Source organism: Larkinella fluvii (assembly GCF_051857545.1).
Classification (GTDB): domain Bacteria; phylum Bacteroidota; class Bacteroidia; order Cytophagales; family Spirosomataceae; genus Larkinella.
This window is the reverse complement of sequence record NZ_JBPZHB010000006.1, coordinates 23351-37980: the sequence shown is the minus strand read 5'-3', so window position 1 is coordinate 37980 and position 14630 is coordinate 23351. Positions and strand designations below refer to the sequence as shown.

Here is a 14630-nt window from a genome sequence, read left to right as displayed (position 1 = left end):
CCTCCGGGGTAAACAGAAGTGCTACAAATCCAATTCTTTAGACCAAGCGGATTGGATGGTATATAAATGAACGAGAACGAATAGCGAAGTGAATCAATACGTTACCAAAACCGCCCCCCGGTATTCCGGCAGCAAAGGCTGGTTGGTTTTGATCAGGTAATGGTAACTCCCCGCCTGAACCTTCTGACTGCGGTAGGTGCCATCCCACGGTTTGTCGTAGCCTTTCGAATGAAAAACGACCTCGCCCCAGCGGTTGTAAATCGTGATTTCGCAATCGGGAAACTGATCGGTATTGCGGATTTCAAACGCGTCGTTGATGCCGTCGTTGTTGGGCGAAAAAACGTCGGCAATAAACATCCGCTTCAGCACATCGACCCGCACACTTTTCTCCGTCCGGCAATCACCGGGGGCCAAAACCGTCAGTTTGTAGGTGGTTGGAACTTCCGGACTGGCCTCCGGATTCTGGCTGGTGGGGTCCGACAGACGTTCGGGCGGCTCCCACAGAAAACTGGTGGTCTGCCCTTTAACGGTCGGTTTCAGCGTTACCGTACTGCCCATGAGCACACTTACCCGTTCCGGCAGGTTCACATCGGCGGGCGGTTCAACCCGGATTTGCCGGCTGATCGTAACCGGACAGGCGGAGGTTGCTGCATAGGTGTAGGTAATGGTATGCAAACCGGCTCCGGCTTTGCCCGGATCAAACTGACTGCCCGTTACGCCCGGCCCCGAAAACGTCCCACCCGCCGGGCTGGCCACCAGCAGCAGCGGTTCGGAGCGCGTGGCGCACACGGGAGCCAGGCTGTCGAACTGCATGGCCGGACGCGGAATAACCGCCAGCGTTAAGGGGGGCGAAAGGGCCTGACAACCGTTGCCGTCCGTGATCCGAACCTGATAGGTGCCCCCTTGTCCGACCAGCCGGGTGGCGGCATCACTCGTGTTGAGCGAGGCCGTATTGAAGTACCATTCGTATTGATACGGGTTTCCGACAGGGGCATCCAGCCGGACTTCCTGATCCTGGCAAATCGCCGAAGCCGAACTGGTCAGCGTCGCTTTGGGATTCGGATTGACGACAACCGAGAGACTGTCGCGGTTGGTGCATTCCATTGAAGACGTAGCCCGGACGCCGTACAAACCGGTTTTGGTAACGGTGAGCGAGGTGCTGGTGGCTCCCGGCAAAACCGCGCCGTCTGCGGTCCATTGGTAGGTCACCGCGTTCTCCTGCGGAACCGACAACACCAGCGATGCGCCTTCGCAAATGGGCGGTTTTTTATCCGGTGTAATTTTGGCTGCGGGTGGAGGCAAAACCCTGGCGCGGGTGATTTTTGACGTCGTATCATTGCCGCAGGTGGTGGCGAAGCTCTTCACGACTGCATAATCACCGGCTTCCGTGACGGTCAGTGTCGGGGCAGTGGCCCCCGGAATGTTGGAGCCGTTGCGTTGCCACTGATACGACCAGAGCGGGTTCGACTCGGTCGAAAGCAGGGCGGTGGCGCCTTCGCAAAAAGGCAAATCCAGCGTTTCGACGTTGCGATAACTGATGATGGGCGGGGGGGGCGTGGTGTTGCCGCAATCGACCACCGGCATCTGAAACTCGCGCCGGATGGCACCAATCCGAACGCCATTGCGGTATTCTTCGCACAAAACCGCAAAAATAAATAACCCCGTTTGGTTGGCCGTTACGCTCAACTGGCCGGTTTGTGGGTCAATTTTCAAGGCTGGGTTTCCGGGAATGGAACTGGCAGCACTGTAGCCCGGCGACCAGTTTACTTCCGGGTAGGTCGTGTGCGACCGCCCGTCGCCAACGGTGTTTTGGGGGGTATTGTCGGTGTAACCGGCCAGTGGCGTAACGAGCGAGTAGCGGAGCTGATCGCCGTCGGCGTCGGTGGCGCTGAAATCCAGTTTAAACGGTTTGCTAACGCAGATGTATTCGCCGTTGGGAAAGTTGAACGCCGGGCTGGAGTCGAGAAAGGCGGAACCGCTGCGTACGATGGCCGGAAACTCCATGTAAAACACCATGCCTTCGCCCCCGGGATTCTGGATGTTGCTGATGTCGGCACTGCGGCAACAGCGATCCCAGACGACGTAATAACCGCCGGGATCGTTGTAGGTGGCCGGATTGAGGTAAACGTCGGTGCTGTAGTTCATGCCCAGGACACTCAGGTTGCGCAGATCGGCGCAGGCCTGGTTGTCGTACCGAACCCGCTGGGAACCGGTTTGCCGGACGGTTGCGGTATTGACGCGGACGTGATCGCTTTTTCGAAAAATATAGAGGATAATCTCGCGTTCGTAGGTGTCGGGCGTGGAGTTGGCCTGATCCAGATACAAGGTGAGCGTCAGCGTGTAGTAATTGGTACGGGTCGTTGCCCGCAGACTCATGTCTCCCCCATAGATGTGTTTCCCGAAGCCAGCTGGCAGCAGAGCAAGGTTCAGGAATAAACTACAAACGGCAACCCAAAGCCACCGAAATGCCGGAACACCTGACGTGAACCGACCCAACAACACGGTCATAATACAGTTTCGTAGAAGGTTGAAGCATAAAAAACTTGCTGACGGAATAGGGTGTGTATTCGTATGAATCGAAAATATACGAAGTTTCGAGTCTATAAGTTACCTAAATTGACGGAACGGTATACTGTATAAGACCGAAAAGCCCCGCAAAGCGTTGCGGGGCGAAGAAAAAAGGAAGGAGGCTGGTGGGTTAATTCACAACGTTTCGCGGTTTTCCGGCAAAAAAGGCCCGAATGTTTTCGGCGGTTTCGTGTAAAAGCCGCTGGCGTGATTCCTGCGTGGCCCAGGCCAGGTGGGGGGTAACGATACAATTCCGGGCCGAAAACAGGAGATTGCCCGCCGACGGGGGTTCTACCGACACGACGTCGAGCCCGGCCCCCGCCAGCCGATCCTGGTTGAGGGCTTCGGCCAGATCGGGTTCGTTGATAAGAGCACCCCGGCTGGTATTGATCAGAAATGCGGTGGGCTTCATCTGGTTCAGCAGCTCGCGGTTGACAAAGGCGCGGTTTTCGTCGGTGACCGGGCAGTGCAGCGACACCACATCACTTTCGGCAAAAAGCGTCGCCTGATCGACGTAGCGAATACCGGCTGGCGGCTCCTCGTCGGTGTGACGGCGGTTGACGAGAATAGTCATGCCAAAGGCCAGGCCAATGGCCGCCACGTTTTTTCCGATATCGCCATAACCGACGATGCCCAGCGTTTTGCCGGCCAGCTCGACCAGGGGCGTTTTCCAGTAGCAGAAATCCGGGTTCCGGGTCCAGTCGCCCGCCCGCACACTGTCAGCGTGTAAGCCCACCCGGTTGGTGAGTTCGAGCAGCAGCGCAATGGTCAACTGAGCCACCGACGGAGAGCCGTAGCCTTTCACGTTCGTCACCACAATGTCGTGCTCCCGGGCGGCTTTCACGTCGATGATGTCGTAGCCGGTGGCCGTCACGCCGATGTACCGCAGTTTCGGAAGTTGTTCCAGCGTCTCGCGGTTCATTTTTACTTTATTGACCAGCACCATATCGGCCTCTTTTAGCCGCTCGATCAGTTGGTCGGGCGCGGTGCGGTCATGTAGCGTGACCGTGCCGAGGGAGGTGAGGGGCGTCCAGTCGAGGTCGCCGGGGTTCAGGGTGTAGGCGTCAGCGTAAACGAGGTTCATGGGCAAAGGAGATATGATGCTGAAAGATACGGGGAAAATGGGCTTCGTAGAATGCTAAATATGAAATGATGAATATTGAATGTAAAAGTTCCGGATTGGAAAAGACTTTTACATTTACTATTTATCATTTGATATTTAGCATTCTTTATTTTATCCCTAAACAGCCCCAATCACAAACGCCAGCGCCCGGCGTTCCGCCCACGAGAATTCATCCCCGCTAACGGCAAAACCCACGTGACCGCCGGTTTTGGGCGTTTCGAGGTAGATGTGTGGGTGTTTTTCGGCCAGCCACGCGGGCGAACATTCGGGCGACAGCAGCGGGTCGTTCTGGGCGTTGACGAGCAGCGTTGGAACGGTAATTCCGGCCATGTAGTTGACGGCCGAAGCCTGCGCGTAGAAATCATCCGCGTCGCGATAGCCGTTCACCGGAGCCGAAAAATGGTGGTCGAAATCGCGCCAGAGCCGCACCTGATCCAGCTTGGTCATGTCGAGTTTACCCGGAAAGAGGTCGGCTTTCTGCTGCATTTTAATGATCAGTTTCTTCATAAACCGATTGCGGTAAAACCGGTTTCGGGGCAGATCGAGCTGTTTGGCGCTGGCTTCCAGATCCGTCGGTGACGAAACCGCCACGACTTTCCGGATGACGTCGGGCAACTCCCTGCCGTGAACCCCCGCGTATTTGAGCACGATGTTTCCGCCCATGCTGAAGCCCACGAGCGCTACTTCGCAGTACGGTTTGGTCTGCAGCACGTGGGTGATCACTTCGGCGATGTCGCCAATTTCGCCGTGGTTGTAGAGCCGGAACGCCCGGTTCATCTCGCCACTGCACGAGCGACAATTCCAGGCCAGCACATCCCAGCCCTGTTGGACAAAAAGTTTGGCCGTTGCTTTGATGTAGTGCCGGTTGGAGTCACCCTCCAGCCCGTGGGTCATGATGACCAATTTATCACGTCGTCGGTCGATCCAGTCGAGATCCACGAAGTCGCCGTCGGCCAGGGTGAGCCGTTCCCGTTCATAGACCACCCCTTCCACTTTGCGGAGGATGCTGGGAATAATGGTCTCAAAATGACCATTGATCAAATACCGGGGTGCTCCGGGGTAAGAAGAATGTCGGAGAACCGGCATATCATAACCTTTTAGTCGTTAATGCTGTTAATTTTAACGAAATTTAGTCCGGTTGGTTCCCCTTATGGTAATTGCAAAGTATTTATCGGTTTTAGTAGCCAGCATGTTGAAGTTTGTTGGCGGCCCCGTAACCGGCGTCGCGGTGGGTCTGACGTGGCTGGAAACCTGGCTGTGCACGGTAATCGGGATGATGGCCAGTGTGGTGCTGGTGACGTATGCCGGAACGGCCCTGCAACTCCTGATGGCCCGGTTTCGGCGTTCGGCTCCCAAACGATTTACCTCCCGGACGCGGCTGGCGGTGAAGATTTGGAAACGCGCCGGGATGATGGGCATTGCCTTCCTGACGCCCCTGCTGCTGACGCCCATCGGTGGGACGATCCTGGCGGTTTCGTTTAAAGTGAGCCGTTCGCTGATTTTCAGTTATATGCTGATCAGTGCCTTATTCTGGGGCATCGTGTTTACGCTGGCGATCTACGAATTGCCGGAATTATTCAGCCGCTTTGGCGGGAATGGGGTTTTGCGGAAGTGAGGGAAAGTGGTGGATGCTTGTTGCTATAGAGATGTTTTTGAGGAATATGAGTAGTGGTTATTCGGGAAATCAATCCTCAGTAATCCTTTAATAAATGGACGATTACCCATTATTCCGGTGGTTGGTATCAGAAATACATCATCCTCCCGGTTGGTAATCGGTAAATTTTTACAAGGAAGTAAATAACCGTTTTGCGTGAGATTTAAATGCTTCACCCGGTTACCTAATCGTATTGAAATACCTTTGTTGATCCCCCTATTAACGATAAGTTTTTTACCAATTGGCAATGGCTTCAGTTTCGTTATCGCATTTTTATTTAATTCGAATCCATCTGATCCCGAATCATAAAACACGTCCAGTCGTTGATCGTTTGCCACTTGGATTGCCATCATTGGCATAGATAAGCCAAATAAGTTCTTCGTTAGTGAACTGTCAACAACAGATTGATCTATTGTGAGCCGGGTTTGCGGAAAGTTAACGGTATAAGAAATCTGCCGGAGTACATCCAACCCAATTACGCCGTCTATATGTCTAAATGGGAATGAGGAATAGCAGTAAACAGGCCAGTTTTCGAGCAGAATATTACCCAATTCAAGGTGTTTAATTGAAGAAATAGCTAGCTGAGTTGAACCAGTTGCTGTGCTGACAGGGCTATTACTTTCGTGGATTACCAGTCCCAGTTCGGCAGCTAGTTGTCGGCTAATAGCAGTTCTCGAAAAACCAGTATCAAGCACAAAATTCTTGTGTTGACCTTGAATCAATACGTCCACTACGATCAGACTTTTGCGTCTAAGTGCGAAAGGAATGGTAAAACTAGCGGCTTTAACAGTGAGCAGGGGTGATGGTAAAGAGTTGAAAAATAGGGCGTCACCATAGAAGTTGATCTTACTGTTCGTTTTTTGAGAAAGGTCAAGTAAGTTTTGAAATTGATTCTGGAAGAAGTAGAGAAGCGCTAGTTGAGATTGAGCCGGTTTTGCTAGCGGATTGACGGTATCAGTGGCGATGGGATACAGCAGGGTTGCACTTTGGGCAAACTGATTTACCAATCCCAATTCCAGGGCTTTGAAAAAAATACGCGCGGGCTTATCCACGTTTGTTGTATCAAACCAAAACGGTTGGTTGGATTTGTTGTACCAGTAGGTGGTTGTTTGGGCTTGTACATTTGAAATAGTCAAAATTAGGGCCAACTGAAGAAAGGTCTTAAAACGAAAGGAAGGCATGAATTGATTAATTATAAGTTTGTGCAAACATATAATTTTTTTGGCTTTGATGCAGAGTTTTAAAGCATCGTCAATATCATACCGGAATTGTATGCTCACAAATATAGTACTAACTACCTGTGTCCTGGAAAAGCCTTTTCCCTGGTAGTATTCATTTGCACACGGTGGTTTTCGACTAGATTAATTGCACGCACTTGCTCAATTCAAAGTAAATTCTGAATGTGAACCATGTTGAATTTCTGCCGGAATTATTCAGCCGCTTTGGCGGGAATGGGGTTTTGAGGAAGTGAGGAGAATTGGCGGTTCGGCAGCTCTCACAAAAACACGGAATAATACCCTTTCTTGCCCTGCACAACCGCACTAAAAATCAACCGCTCATTGCCAACCCAGCGCGGTGCAAACTCCTCCGATGGGTTCAGACCCGGCAGCAGCTTGATTTGTCGAACCTGGCCCGTCGTCAGGTCCCGAACCCAGAGGCTGTACGATTTCGCGAGATGGTCGGTCCGTGAACTCAGGAACGCCAGCATTTTGCCGTTGGGCGAAAAGGACGGATGGGTATCGATCCAGCCGGGTTGCGTTTCAAAATAACTCAGTTCGCCACGTCCGTCGGGTGAGTACAGCGAAACCGTCGCCCGCCAGTTGTCATTGGAATTGTCGGTGCGGGCGCGGGATACGGCAATAAACTGGCCATCGGGCGACCAGTCCAGGAAGCTTTGACGGATGTAGTTCGATTCGCGAACGGGCAGGACGGGAGTGAGGGGCGTGGCAGAACCACCCGACGTCGCTATTTTCCACAAGCGGGATTCTTCGTTGGAAACCGTCGTGTACGCCAGCCACTGGCCATCGGGCGACCAGGCGACCGATCCAATCCGGCTCGCATCAGCAACGGGAAGCGTTCGGCTCGTCTCAGCCGCCAGATCATATACAATAATTCCATTTTCCGTTCTGGAAGGGTAAGCCAACTGTTTGCCATCCGGCGAAAACACGGCTCCCGCGCCCTGGCGGTTTACGAGTTTTTTCGTAATTGGCTGCTCATTTTGCAGGGTTGCCACATACAGCGGAGTGACATACGTACCGGGCGTCTCCTGAACCAATCCGGTGTAGGTCGCTTTCGCGCCATCCGGGGTTACATCGCCCCCGGAGACGTCTTCTAAAAAGCCAAATCCAGGATAGTAAGCCGATTGCGAAAGAAACGCCGTACTGGCCATAACCAGATTGGAGTTCGCGGGGGGCGCTCCTTCATTTTTCGAGGCAATGCGGGCCACGATTTGCTCGCCCATCTCCGAAGCGGGAATCCGGATTGATTTTTCGTCAGCGTCGAGGATCCGGTACGTTTGAAACGTCCCTAACTCACTTTTGGCAATCTGAACTTCATATTCCTGGGCTTCTACGTCGGCCAGATCGGGGCAGGGCGATGTGACGCAAACCACCCGATTGGGTTCCCAACTTAGGTTATAGAAAGCGCCTGATACCACAATCTGCAACGTGACGGGTCGTACGCGTTTGGTCGGATCGACGGCTTTCTCTTTGCAGGAAAGGAGGATCGTCAGCAGAATTAGCAAAGGCTGTGAAAGAAAGCGTTTCATCGTAAAACCGGATCCCTGTTTGGTTCGAGTGAAGACCCGGATTTCATCACAAAGGTTGCAAAACGCCATGAAACGTAAAATACCCGCGACCGGCTGAGTCGGTCAACCGGGTTATAAATTCATTCTTTCATTTTCAGTTCATGATCTCAGAAGCAATTTATTTCCGGATTTTTAAATAATTTACAAATTCTGTAAATTTATACCCAAACAGAACATGATGTATTTGCTCAATAGGGGTGTTGATCCACCTACGCCTGTTGAGGCCATTATCGAGCCTGTAGCAGTTAGCGACCTGAAAAGGCTTACCAAAAAGGATTTTCATTTTATCTGGAAAGACTTTTCGGAAACGGAACTGTGGAAATTACGGATGGCAGACAGCAGGGATATAGTAGGGGCCATGTCACTAACCTATTATCCGCTCGAATACCGCATAGAAATTAACTTGATTGCCAGCCGAAATGATAATGTTGGCCCTGGCAAGCAATATGATCGGATCGCCGGTTGTCTCATTGGGTGGGCATGTCGGCTGGCGGTAAAGCAATATGGTTATTTAGCCTGCGTATCGCTAAAGCCAAAGACCCGATTAGTAAAATATTACCAGGATAAATATGGCATGCTGGATGGTGGCCAGCAACTGTATGTAGAGGGCAGGCCGCTTTATAGTCTTATACAAACCTATATCGATCATGAATCTTGACGCAATAGCTCCCGAAGAAATAGTAGACGGCTTTATGCTACCAGCCAAAATGAATCCTGAGCAGAAACGCCAGGCTGATCAGCAATTGGCTATTATCCGTCAGAAGAGATTAGCGGAACAATCTGAGCAGGAAAAGTTATATGGTCAACTGTTACAATTAAAAATCCAAATTGAGGATTATATCAAACAAGATGCATTTGACCCTAAAAAAGACTTTGCGTATTTTCTTAAAGCCTATATCGAGCTTCTGCACAAAAAGAAAATAGAGGTCGCTTCTGAACTTGATATCCATAAAACCAAGCTTAGCCAATTACTTTCCGGGCATAGAGAGCCTTCTGAAGATATTTTCATCCGATTAGAATTTCATTCTAATCAATTCATTTCTGCTCGTAACTGGTTTCGTCTTTCGGTGAAACAGCAGGAATACACGATAATGACTAATTCTTTACTAAGAAATAAAGAAAAGAAGCATGTTAAAGGCCATTTGAGATTGGAATTTTAATTGGATAATATCTGATATTCTCTAAGCTTGTTAAAGTAGGACTTTCGCTTTTGCCCCGTTCTCCTTTAGGGGCAAAAGCGAAAGTGTAAAGAATTATCAGATGTAAGCCCGCCAGCCGATCAATCTTTCTTCGCAAATTCCTGGTTATCGCGGGTGTTTTTCTGGACGGCGATGGCTCCGAATAGACCCAGCATAAACGCAAAGGCGTAGAATCCTTTTTCACTCGGCAACAGCGTCGCGTTCCACAGGCCGATGGTCAACAGCGTAATGGCGAGGAGCGTTGAAAACCAGCAGAGTCCGTAATAAATATCCGTCACCGGATACCCTTCCAGCCGGTCCCGGACGCTTTTCTGCAGCGATACGACGGAAAAAAGGCCCATCATCAGGACGGTAAAATAGAATCCTTTTTCGTTCAGGAGCATTTCGGAGCGCCAAAGCCCGATTAGATACCCAATCATGCCGGTGCCGAGTGCAACCCATGACGCGCCGACAAAAGCGGCCGATGTTTTCTGATTCATTGTGTTGTTTTCTGTTTGTAGTGTGTAACGCGGTTGTTGCCCGTCGTACCCGTAAACCGGATCGGTGGCAGCGGTTACAAAAATAGCGTTGGGATGAAGCCGTCGGTAGTGCCAGTTTCTAACGAGTTACTTTGAGGCTACAAATGGTGATTTTCAGGCTTCCGCTGGTAGTTGGCACCAATGAATTAATGAATTACTTACAAACCGCCGTTTGATCAGCAAGCCGTTTCGATAACCGGTCCGACAGTTTTCCGAGGGCGGTGGAGTCTTTCAGGATCCCATATCGTTCCACTTGATGAACCACTTTCCCGGCAGTCACCCTGATGGAAACCGAGCTCCGGTCGCAGCACTCCCCAACGGGCGTGGAACGCTCTTTTAGATAACTTTTCCAGTCAATTCCCTGAATCAAGTCTTGCCAGTCGGCGGCAGAAACCGGATTTCGGCAGATGACCCCAGATCGATTGCTCTGCGTTAAGGTATATTCCGTTGGAGTTACGGCAAGGTTCCAGGTCCATCCAGCAAAACCGAAGTAGAAAGAGTATTCAATGCGGGTTATGTTTTCAGGCGCAATCTCGTCCGGTTTCGTACAGGCGCTGATTGCAGTGAGGAGACTGTAATACAGCAATTTGCGAAGGAATTTGGTGAACATATTTTCGTGTGTTTAGGAAGGAAGCAGACTGTTTTCTTTTTCCATAGGACTCCTGTCGACAGAAAAGCGTTGGAATTAGCTTGTGCAATCATAAACATAATCATTCCAGTGACTTGATACAGAACCTAGATTTCGTTCAACCCATTCAGAATCACCGTTTGCGCCAGCAAAACCAGACCGGTTCGCTCGGCCGCCAGGCCCGGTTCAATTTGGTGGTTGCACACGACTTTTCCATCGACGATCTTCGTTCTAAAGCAGTTAAGCTGCACGGTGTCGTTGTTTCGATACGTCGCACTGATTTCCGGGAGGTGCGACGAAACCAGGAACAAACTGCCGCGCTGCCGGATGAATGCATTGATCACCTGCCGCGAACACGCCAGCGCATCTTCCGGGTTCGTTCCCCGGAACAACTCATCAGCAATAACGAAAACCGTCTGGTGATCGGCGATCGCATCCGCTACGGCTTTGATACCCATCAGCTCACTGTAAAAATGACTATGCCCCAATTCCAGGTTATCGCTGAGGTGAATGCTGGTGAATAAACCATCGAAAAAACTGATTCGCAGTGATTGAGCCGGCACCGCCAGACCGAGATGAGCCAGATAAACGACAATTCCGCACGCTTTCAGAAAGGTGGTTTTTCCGCTCATATTTCCCCCCGTCACCAAAGACAGGCAGCCGGGAGTCGCCAGACTAAAGTCATTGGCAATGGCGGTATCTGCATCGAGCAGGGGATGAGCCAGCCCGGTAACCTGAAAGACTGCGTGTTCAGAATCGATAAACCGGGGATAAACCCAGCCTGCGGTTTGTGTAAAATGGGCGAGGGTACAATAGGCATCCAGTTGATACAAAGCGTCGAACACAACCCGAACAGCGTCGTTCTTTTGGTGCCTGAGGATAAAGTCGGCTTGCAGAACCGCCACCGGATGATCCGAATTACGAAGGGCCATTTGGATGGCCGGCTCGTCAAAAAAAGTATTCAGCGTATCTAAAATCGTGTGGAGAGGAGCCGGGAGCTGCTTTGCCGTGCTGAGCCACCCGGTTTTTTCTTCAATCGCCCGCAAAACAAGCTGAATCGCAGCCGTTCCGCCCCGCAGCCGGTTGAAATCGTGCGGATGAAACCGGGAAAACCACCAGGCTCGCTGTTGCCGTTTCAGCCAGCCCGTCGCCGAACTCCAGGCCAGGTTGCTGATGAGGTGGTTTTCGGCGGCCAGCACATACGCGTGGGCGACGTCGATGGTAAGCGGCTTCAGATGCCGGGCCACAAACTGGAAAAGCGCCTGTCGCTCCCTGATCTCTGGTAGCGTAACACAGGGCGAAGCCAGCAGGAGTTCGAGCGCATCCCGGCCCCCATACGTTCGCGTTTTACCAAACAGGCCCAGAATGCTTCTGTCACCCGGTTGCTGGGGCAGCAATTGCAGTTCGTGTAACGTACGGTCAGACGGTTTTTTCATGGTTGGCGGTGTGGCGCAAACCTAACGAAACCAATCGGCAGTCATTTGTTAAAAAATCACAAAACAGGGTTCGCTAATTCGCGATGACCATCGTCAGCAATCAGCCTGTTCAACATCACTCGGTTTTCCACGACAAGATCGTATCTTTCCACCCATTCGTTTTCTTCGCCTATCCAGCCGAAAAGATGCCAACCACGCTCCAACCTTTGCAGGGACTCACAGACGACGCCATTGCCCAATCACGCGCTGAACAGGGGCGAAATGTCCTTACGACTGACAGCCGTTCGGGTTTGTTCGCAACGGTCCGGGAAGTTGCTACCGAACCCATGTTTATCCTGCTGGTCGTAGCCTGTACGATCTATTTCGGGATTGGCCGGCTGGAGGAGGGCATTACGCTGATCGTGGCTCTTTTTCTGGTGGCCGGTATTTCGGTCTATCAATCCGTTCGCAGCGACCAGGCGTTGGGCGCTTTGCGGGACCTGACCCAGCCCAAAGCGCAGGTTCGGCGCAATGGAATATTGACCACCATTCCGGTGGAAGACATCGTCGTGGGCGATGCGGTTTTGGTCGAAGAGGGCGAAAGTATCCCTGCCGACGGCCAAATTCACGAAACCAACGACTTTTCGGTGGACGAATCCATCCTGACCGGCGAATCGGTTTCCGTTGATAAACGGCCCGGCGACCCGGTTTTTGCCGGTACCAACACGGCATCCGGCAGCGCGTGGCTAACCGTTACGGCGGTTGGCGGAAAAACCGAACTCGGACGGATCGGGCGCAGTATCGGCACCATTCTGACTGAAACAACGCCCCTGCAACGGCAGATCAACCGGTTTGTCATCCGCATGGCCTGGATTGGCGGAGGAGCATTCGCCTTGGTGTGGGCCATCAATTTTGCCCGCTCCGGCGACTGGATTACGGCTTTGTTGTTCAGCCTGACGCTGGCCATGTCGATTTTGCCCGAAGAAATTCCGGTAGCATTCAGCAGTTTCATGGCGCTGGGAGCGGCCCGGCTGAGTCGCATGGGCGTTTTGACCAAACAACCGCAGACGGTCGAGAGCCTGGGTTCGGCCACCGTGATTTGCACCGACAAAACCGGCACCATTACGCAGGATGGCATGAGTGTCCGGCAATTGTACGATGGCGCAACGGATGCGCTGGTCCCGCTGCCCGGTTCGTTGTCCGATTCGGCCAAACGGGTGCTGGAATACGCCCGCTGGGCGAGTGAAACCGAACCTTTCGACGCCATGGAAAAAGCCATTGTGGCGGCTTTCTTCGAAGCCGATCCGGCTAAAACGGTGAATCAGTACCCGATGGTGCAGGAATATCCGCTGGCGGGGATGCCCCCCATGATGACCCACGTCCGGAAGGCACCGAACGGCGAGGTGATGGTGGCGGGGAAAGGTGCTGTCGAACACGTTCTGGCGGTTTGCCGACCCAACCCGACGGCGGCTGATCGAATTCGTCAGCTAACCAAACAGTTGTCGGAAGGCGGTTTTCGGGTTCTGGGTGTGGCCAGAGGAACGTACGAGCCACCCCATTTCCCGGCGGAGCAGGATGATTTTTCCTGGACCTTTCTGGGACTCATTGCCCTTGAAAACCCGCCGAAACCGAATGCGGCTGCGGTCATCCGGGCGTTTACCGAAGCCGGTATTGAGGTGAAAATGATCACCGGCGATTTTCCAGAAACCGCCCAAGCCATTGCCCGGCAGGTGGGTTTACCCGCGGCTGACACGTTTGTGACGGGCCAGCAGGTGATGGAAATGGACGATGCGACGCTCCGGCAGCAGGCAACTCAGACGGCGGTTTTTGCCCGGATGTTTCCCGAAGCCAAATTGCGGGTGGTGGAAGCCCTGAAGCAAAACGGCGAGGTGGTGGCCATGACCGGCGACGGGGTCAACGACGGCCCGGCGCTGAAAGCCGCTCACATTGGCGTGGCCATGGGAAAACGCGGAACTGAAGTGGCGCGTCAGGCGGCCTCGCTCGTGCTGGTCAACGACGACCTGAGCAGCATGGTCGACGCCATTGCGCAGGGTCGCCGGATTTACCAGAACCTCAAAAAAGCGATTGCCTACATTGTTTCCATTCACATCCCGATTATCCTGACCGTGGCGGTGCCGTTGCTGGCGAACTGGAAATGGGAAAATCTGTTTACGCCCATTCACGTCATTTTTCTGGAACTGGTGATGGGGCCGACCTGTTCCATTGCGTTCGAGAACGAACCCGCCGAAGCGGGGCAGATGCGCCAGCCGCCCCGACCGCTCACCGACACTTTTCTGGCCGGAGCGGAACTGGGCCGGAGCATTGCGCAGGGACTGGGGATCACCTTGGCCGTTCTGGGTGTCTATTACGTCGCCATGCAGGCCGGGGAGAGCATTGAGTTGGTTCGAACGCTGGTTTTTTCGACCCTGGTGCTGAGCAATATCCTGTTGACGCTCGTAAACCGGTCGTTTACCCAGTCCGTGTTTCAGACCATTCGGCTGCCAAACCGCCTGTTGTGGCTCATGCTGGGTCTGACGTTTGCGCTCTTGCTTATAACGTTGTTGGTTCCACCGGCTCAGGCATTGTTCGGTTTCGTTCCCATTCCGGCATCGTCGTTTGGCTGGTGTGCGCTGGCTGCGCTGGTTGGGGTGGGATGGATCGAACTTTACAAAGCGATTCGTTCCTGAATTTCTTTGGTTTCAGGGAATTATACGAAAAC

Annotated in this window: 12 protein-coding genes; 4 read left to right on the top strand and 8 right to left on the bottom strand. The window is 52.6% G+C overall.

Features of this window, described 5'->3' with window-relative positions; genetic code table 11:
* Positions 1-93 precede the first annotated feature (93 nt).
* The 3 genes from ACS5NO_RS16430 to ACS5NO_RS16420 all read right to left on the bottom strand — a co-directional run bounded on the left by ACS5NO_RS16430 (position 94) and on the right by ACS5NO_RS16420 (position 4777).
* Positions 94-2508 carry a T9SS type B sorting domain-containing protein gene (locus tag ACS5NO_RS16430; protein WP_439416180.1) on the bottom strand — a complete coding sequence of 805 codons (2415 nt, stop codon included), beginning with the start codon at positions 2506-2508 and terminating at the stop codon, positions 94-96.
* A gap of 190 nt (positions 2509-2698) precedes the next feature.
* Positions 2699-3652, bottom strand: a complete 954-nt coding sequence (locus tag ACS5NO_RS16425) for a D-2-hydroxyacid dehydrogenase (protein WP_439416179.1) — start codon at positions 3650-3652, stop codon at positions 2699-2701.
* Between the two features lie 156 nt (positions 3653-3808).
* Positions 3809-4777: a YheT family hydrolase gene (locus tag ACS5NO_RS16420; protein WP_439416178.1), complete on the bottom strand. Its 969-nt coding sequence runs from the start codon at positions 4775-4777 to the stop codon at positions 3809-3811.
* A gap of 103 nt (positions 4778-4880) precedes the next feature.
* Here ACS5NO_RS16420 and ACS5NO_RS16415 point away from each other — a divergent pair, with 103 nt between their 5' ends.
* Entirely contained in the window at positions 4881-5306 is a 426-nt protein-coding gene (locus ACS5NO_RS16415) for a hypothetical protein (RefSeq protein WP_439416177.1), read from the top strand.
* Positions 5307-5329: 23 nt separating this feature from the next.
* Here ACS5NO_RS16415 and ACS5NO_RS16410 read toward each other — a convergent pair whose 3' ends face one another.
* A complete protein-coding gene (locus tag ACS5NO_RS16410) occupies positions 5330-6526 on the bottom strand; it encodes a retropepsin-like aspartic protease family protein (protein WP_439416176.1) in 1197 nt (398 codons plus the stop codon).
* Between the two features lie 314 nt (positions 6527-6840).
* On the bottom strand, positions 6841-8112 hold the full coding sequence (locus ACS5NO_RS16405; RefSeq protein WP_439416175.1) for a TolB family protein: 1272 nt from the start codon (positions 8110-8112) through the stop codon (positions 6841-6843).
* Positions 8113-8326: 214 nt separating this feature from the next.
* Here ACS5NO_RS16405 and ACS5NO_RS16400 point away from each other — a divergent pair, with 214 nt between their 5' ends.
* Together ACS5NO_RS16400 and ACS5NO_RS16395 are read left to right on the top strand one after the other, a co-directional pair.
* Entirely contained in the window at positions 8327-8809 is a 483-nt protein-coding gene (locus tag ACS5NO_RS16400; RefSeq protein WP_439416174.1) for an N-acetyltransferase, read from the top strand.
* Positions 8799-9311, top strand: a complete 513-nt coding sequence (locus ACS5NO_RS16395) for a hypothetical protein (RefSeq protein ID WP_439416173.1) — start codon at positions 8799-8801, stop codon at positions 9309-9311. Before ACS5NO_RS16400 ends, ACS5NO_RS16395 begins: the two co-directional genes overlap by 11 nt.
* 119 nt (positions 9312-9430) lie before the next feature.
* Here ACS5NO_RS16395 and yiaA read toward each other — a convergent pair whose 3' ends face one another.
* The 3 genes from yiaA to ACS5NO_RS16380 all read right to left on the bottom strand — a co-directional run bounded on the left by yiaA (position 9431) and on the right by ACS5NO_RS16380 (position 11932).
* Complete coding sequence (gene yiaA / locus ACS5NO_RS16390; RefSeq protein WP_114404373.1) at positions 9431-9829, bottom strand: inner membrane protein YiaA; 399 nt, start codon at positions 9827-9829, stop codon at positions 9431-9433.
* A gap of 193 nt (positions 9830-10022) precedes the next feature.
* Positions 10023-10478: a hypothetical protein gene (locus ACS5NO_RS16385; protein WP_439416172.1), complete on the bottom strand. Its 456-nt coding sequence runs from the start codon at positions 10476-10478 to the stop codon at positions 10023-10025.
* A gap of 125 nt (positions 10479-10603) precedes the next feature.
* A complete protein-coding gene (locus ACS5NO_RS16380) occupies positions 10604-11932 on the bottom strand; it encodes a MutS-related protein (RefSeq protein ID WP_439416171.1) in 1329 nt (442 codons plus the stop codon).
* 83 nt (positions 11933-12015) lie between these two features.
* On the opposite strand from ACS5NO_RS16380, the gene ACS5NO_RS16375 reads away from it, so the two are divergent.
* Positions 12016-14598, top strand: a complete 2583-nt coding sequence (locus ACS5NO_RS16375) for a cation-translocating P-type ATPase (protein ID WP_439416170.1) — start codon at positions 12016-12018, stop codon at positions 14596-14598.
* The last annotated feature ends 32 nt before the right edge of the window (positions 14599-14630 follow it).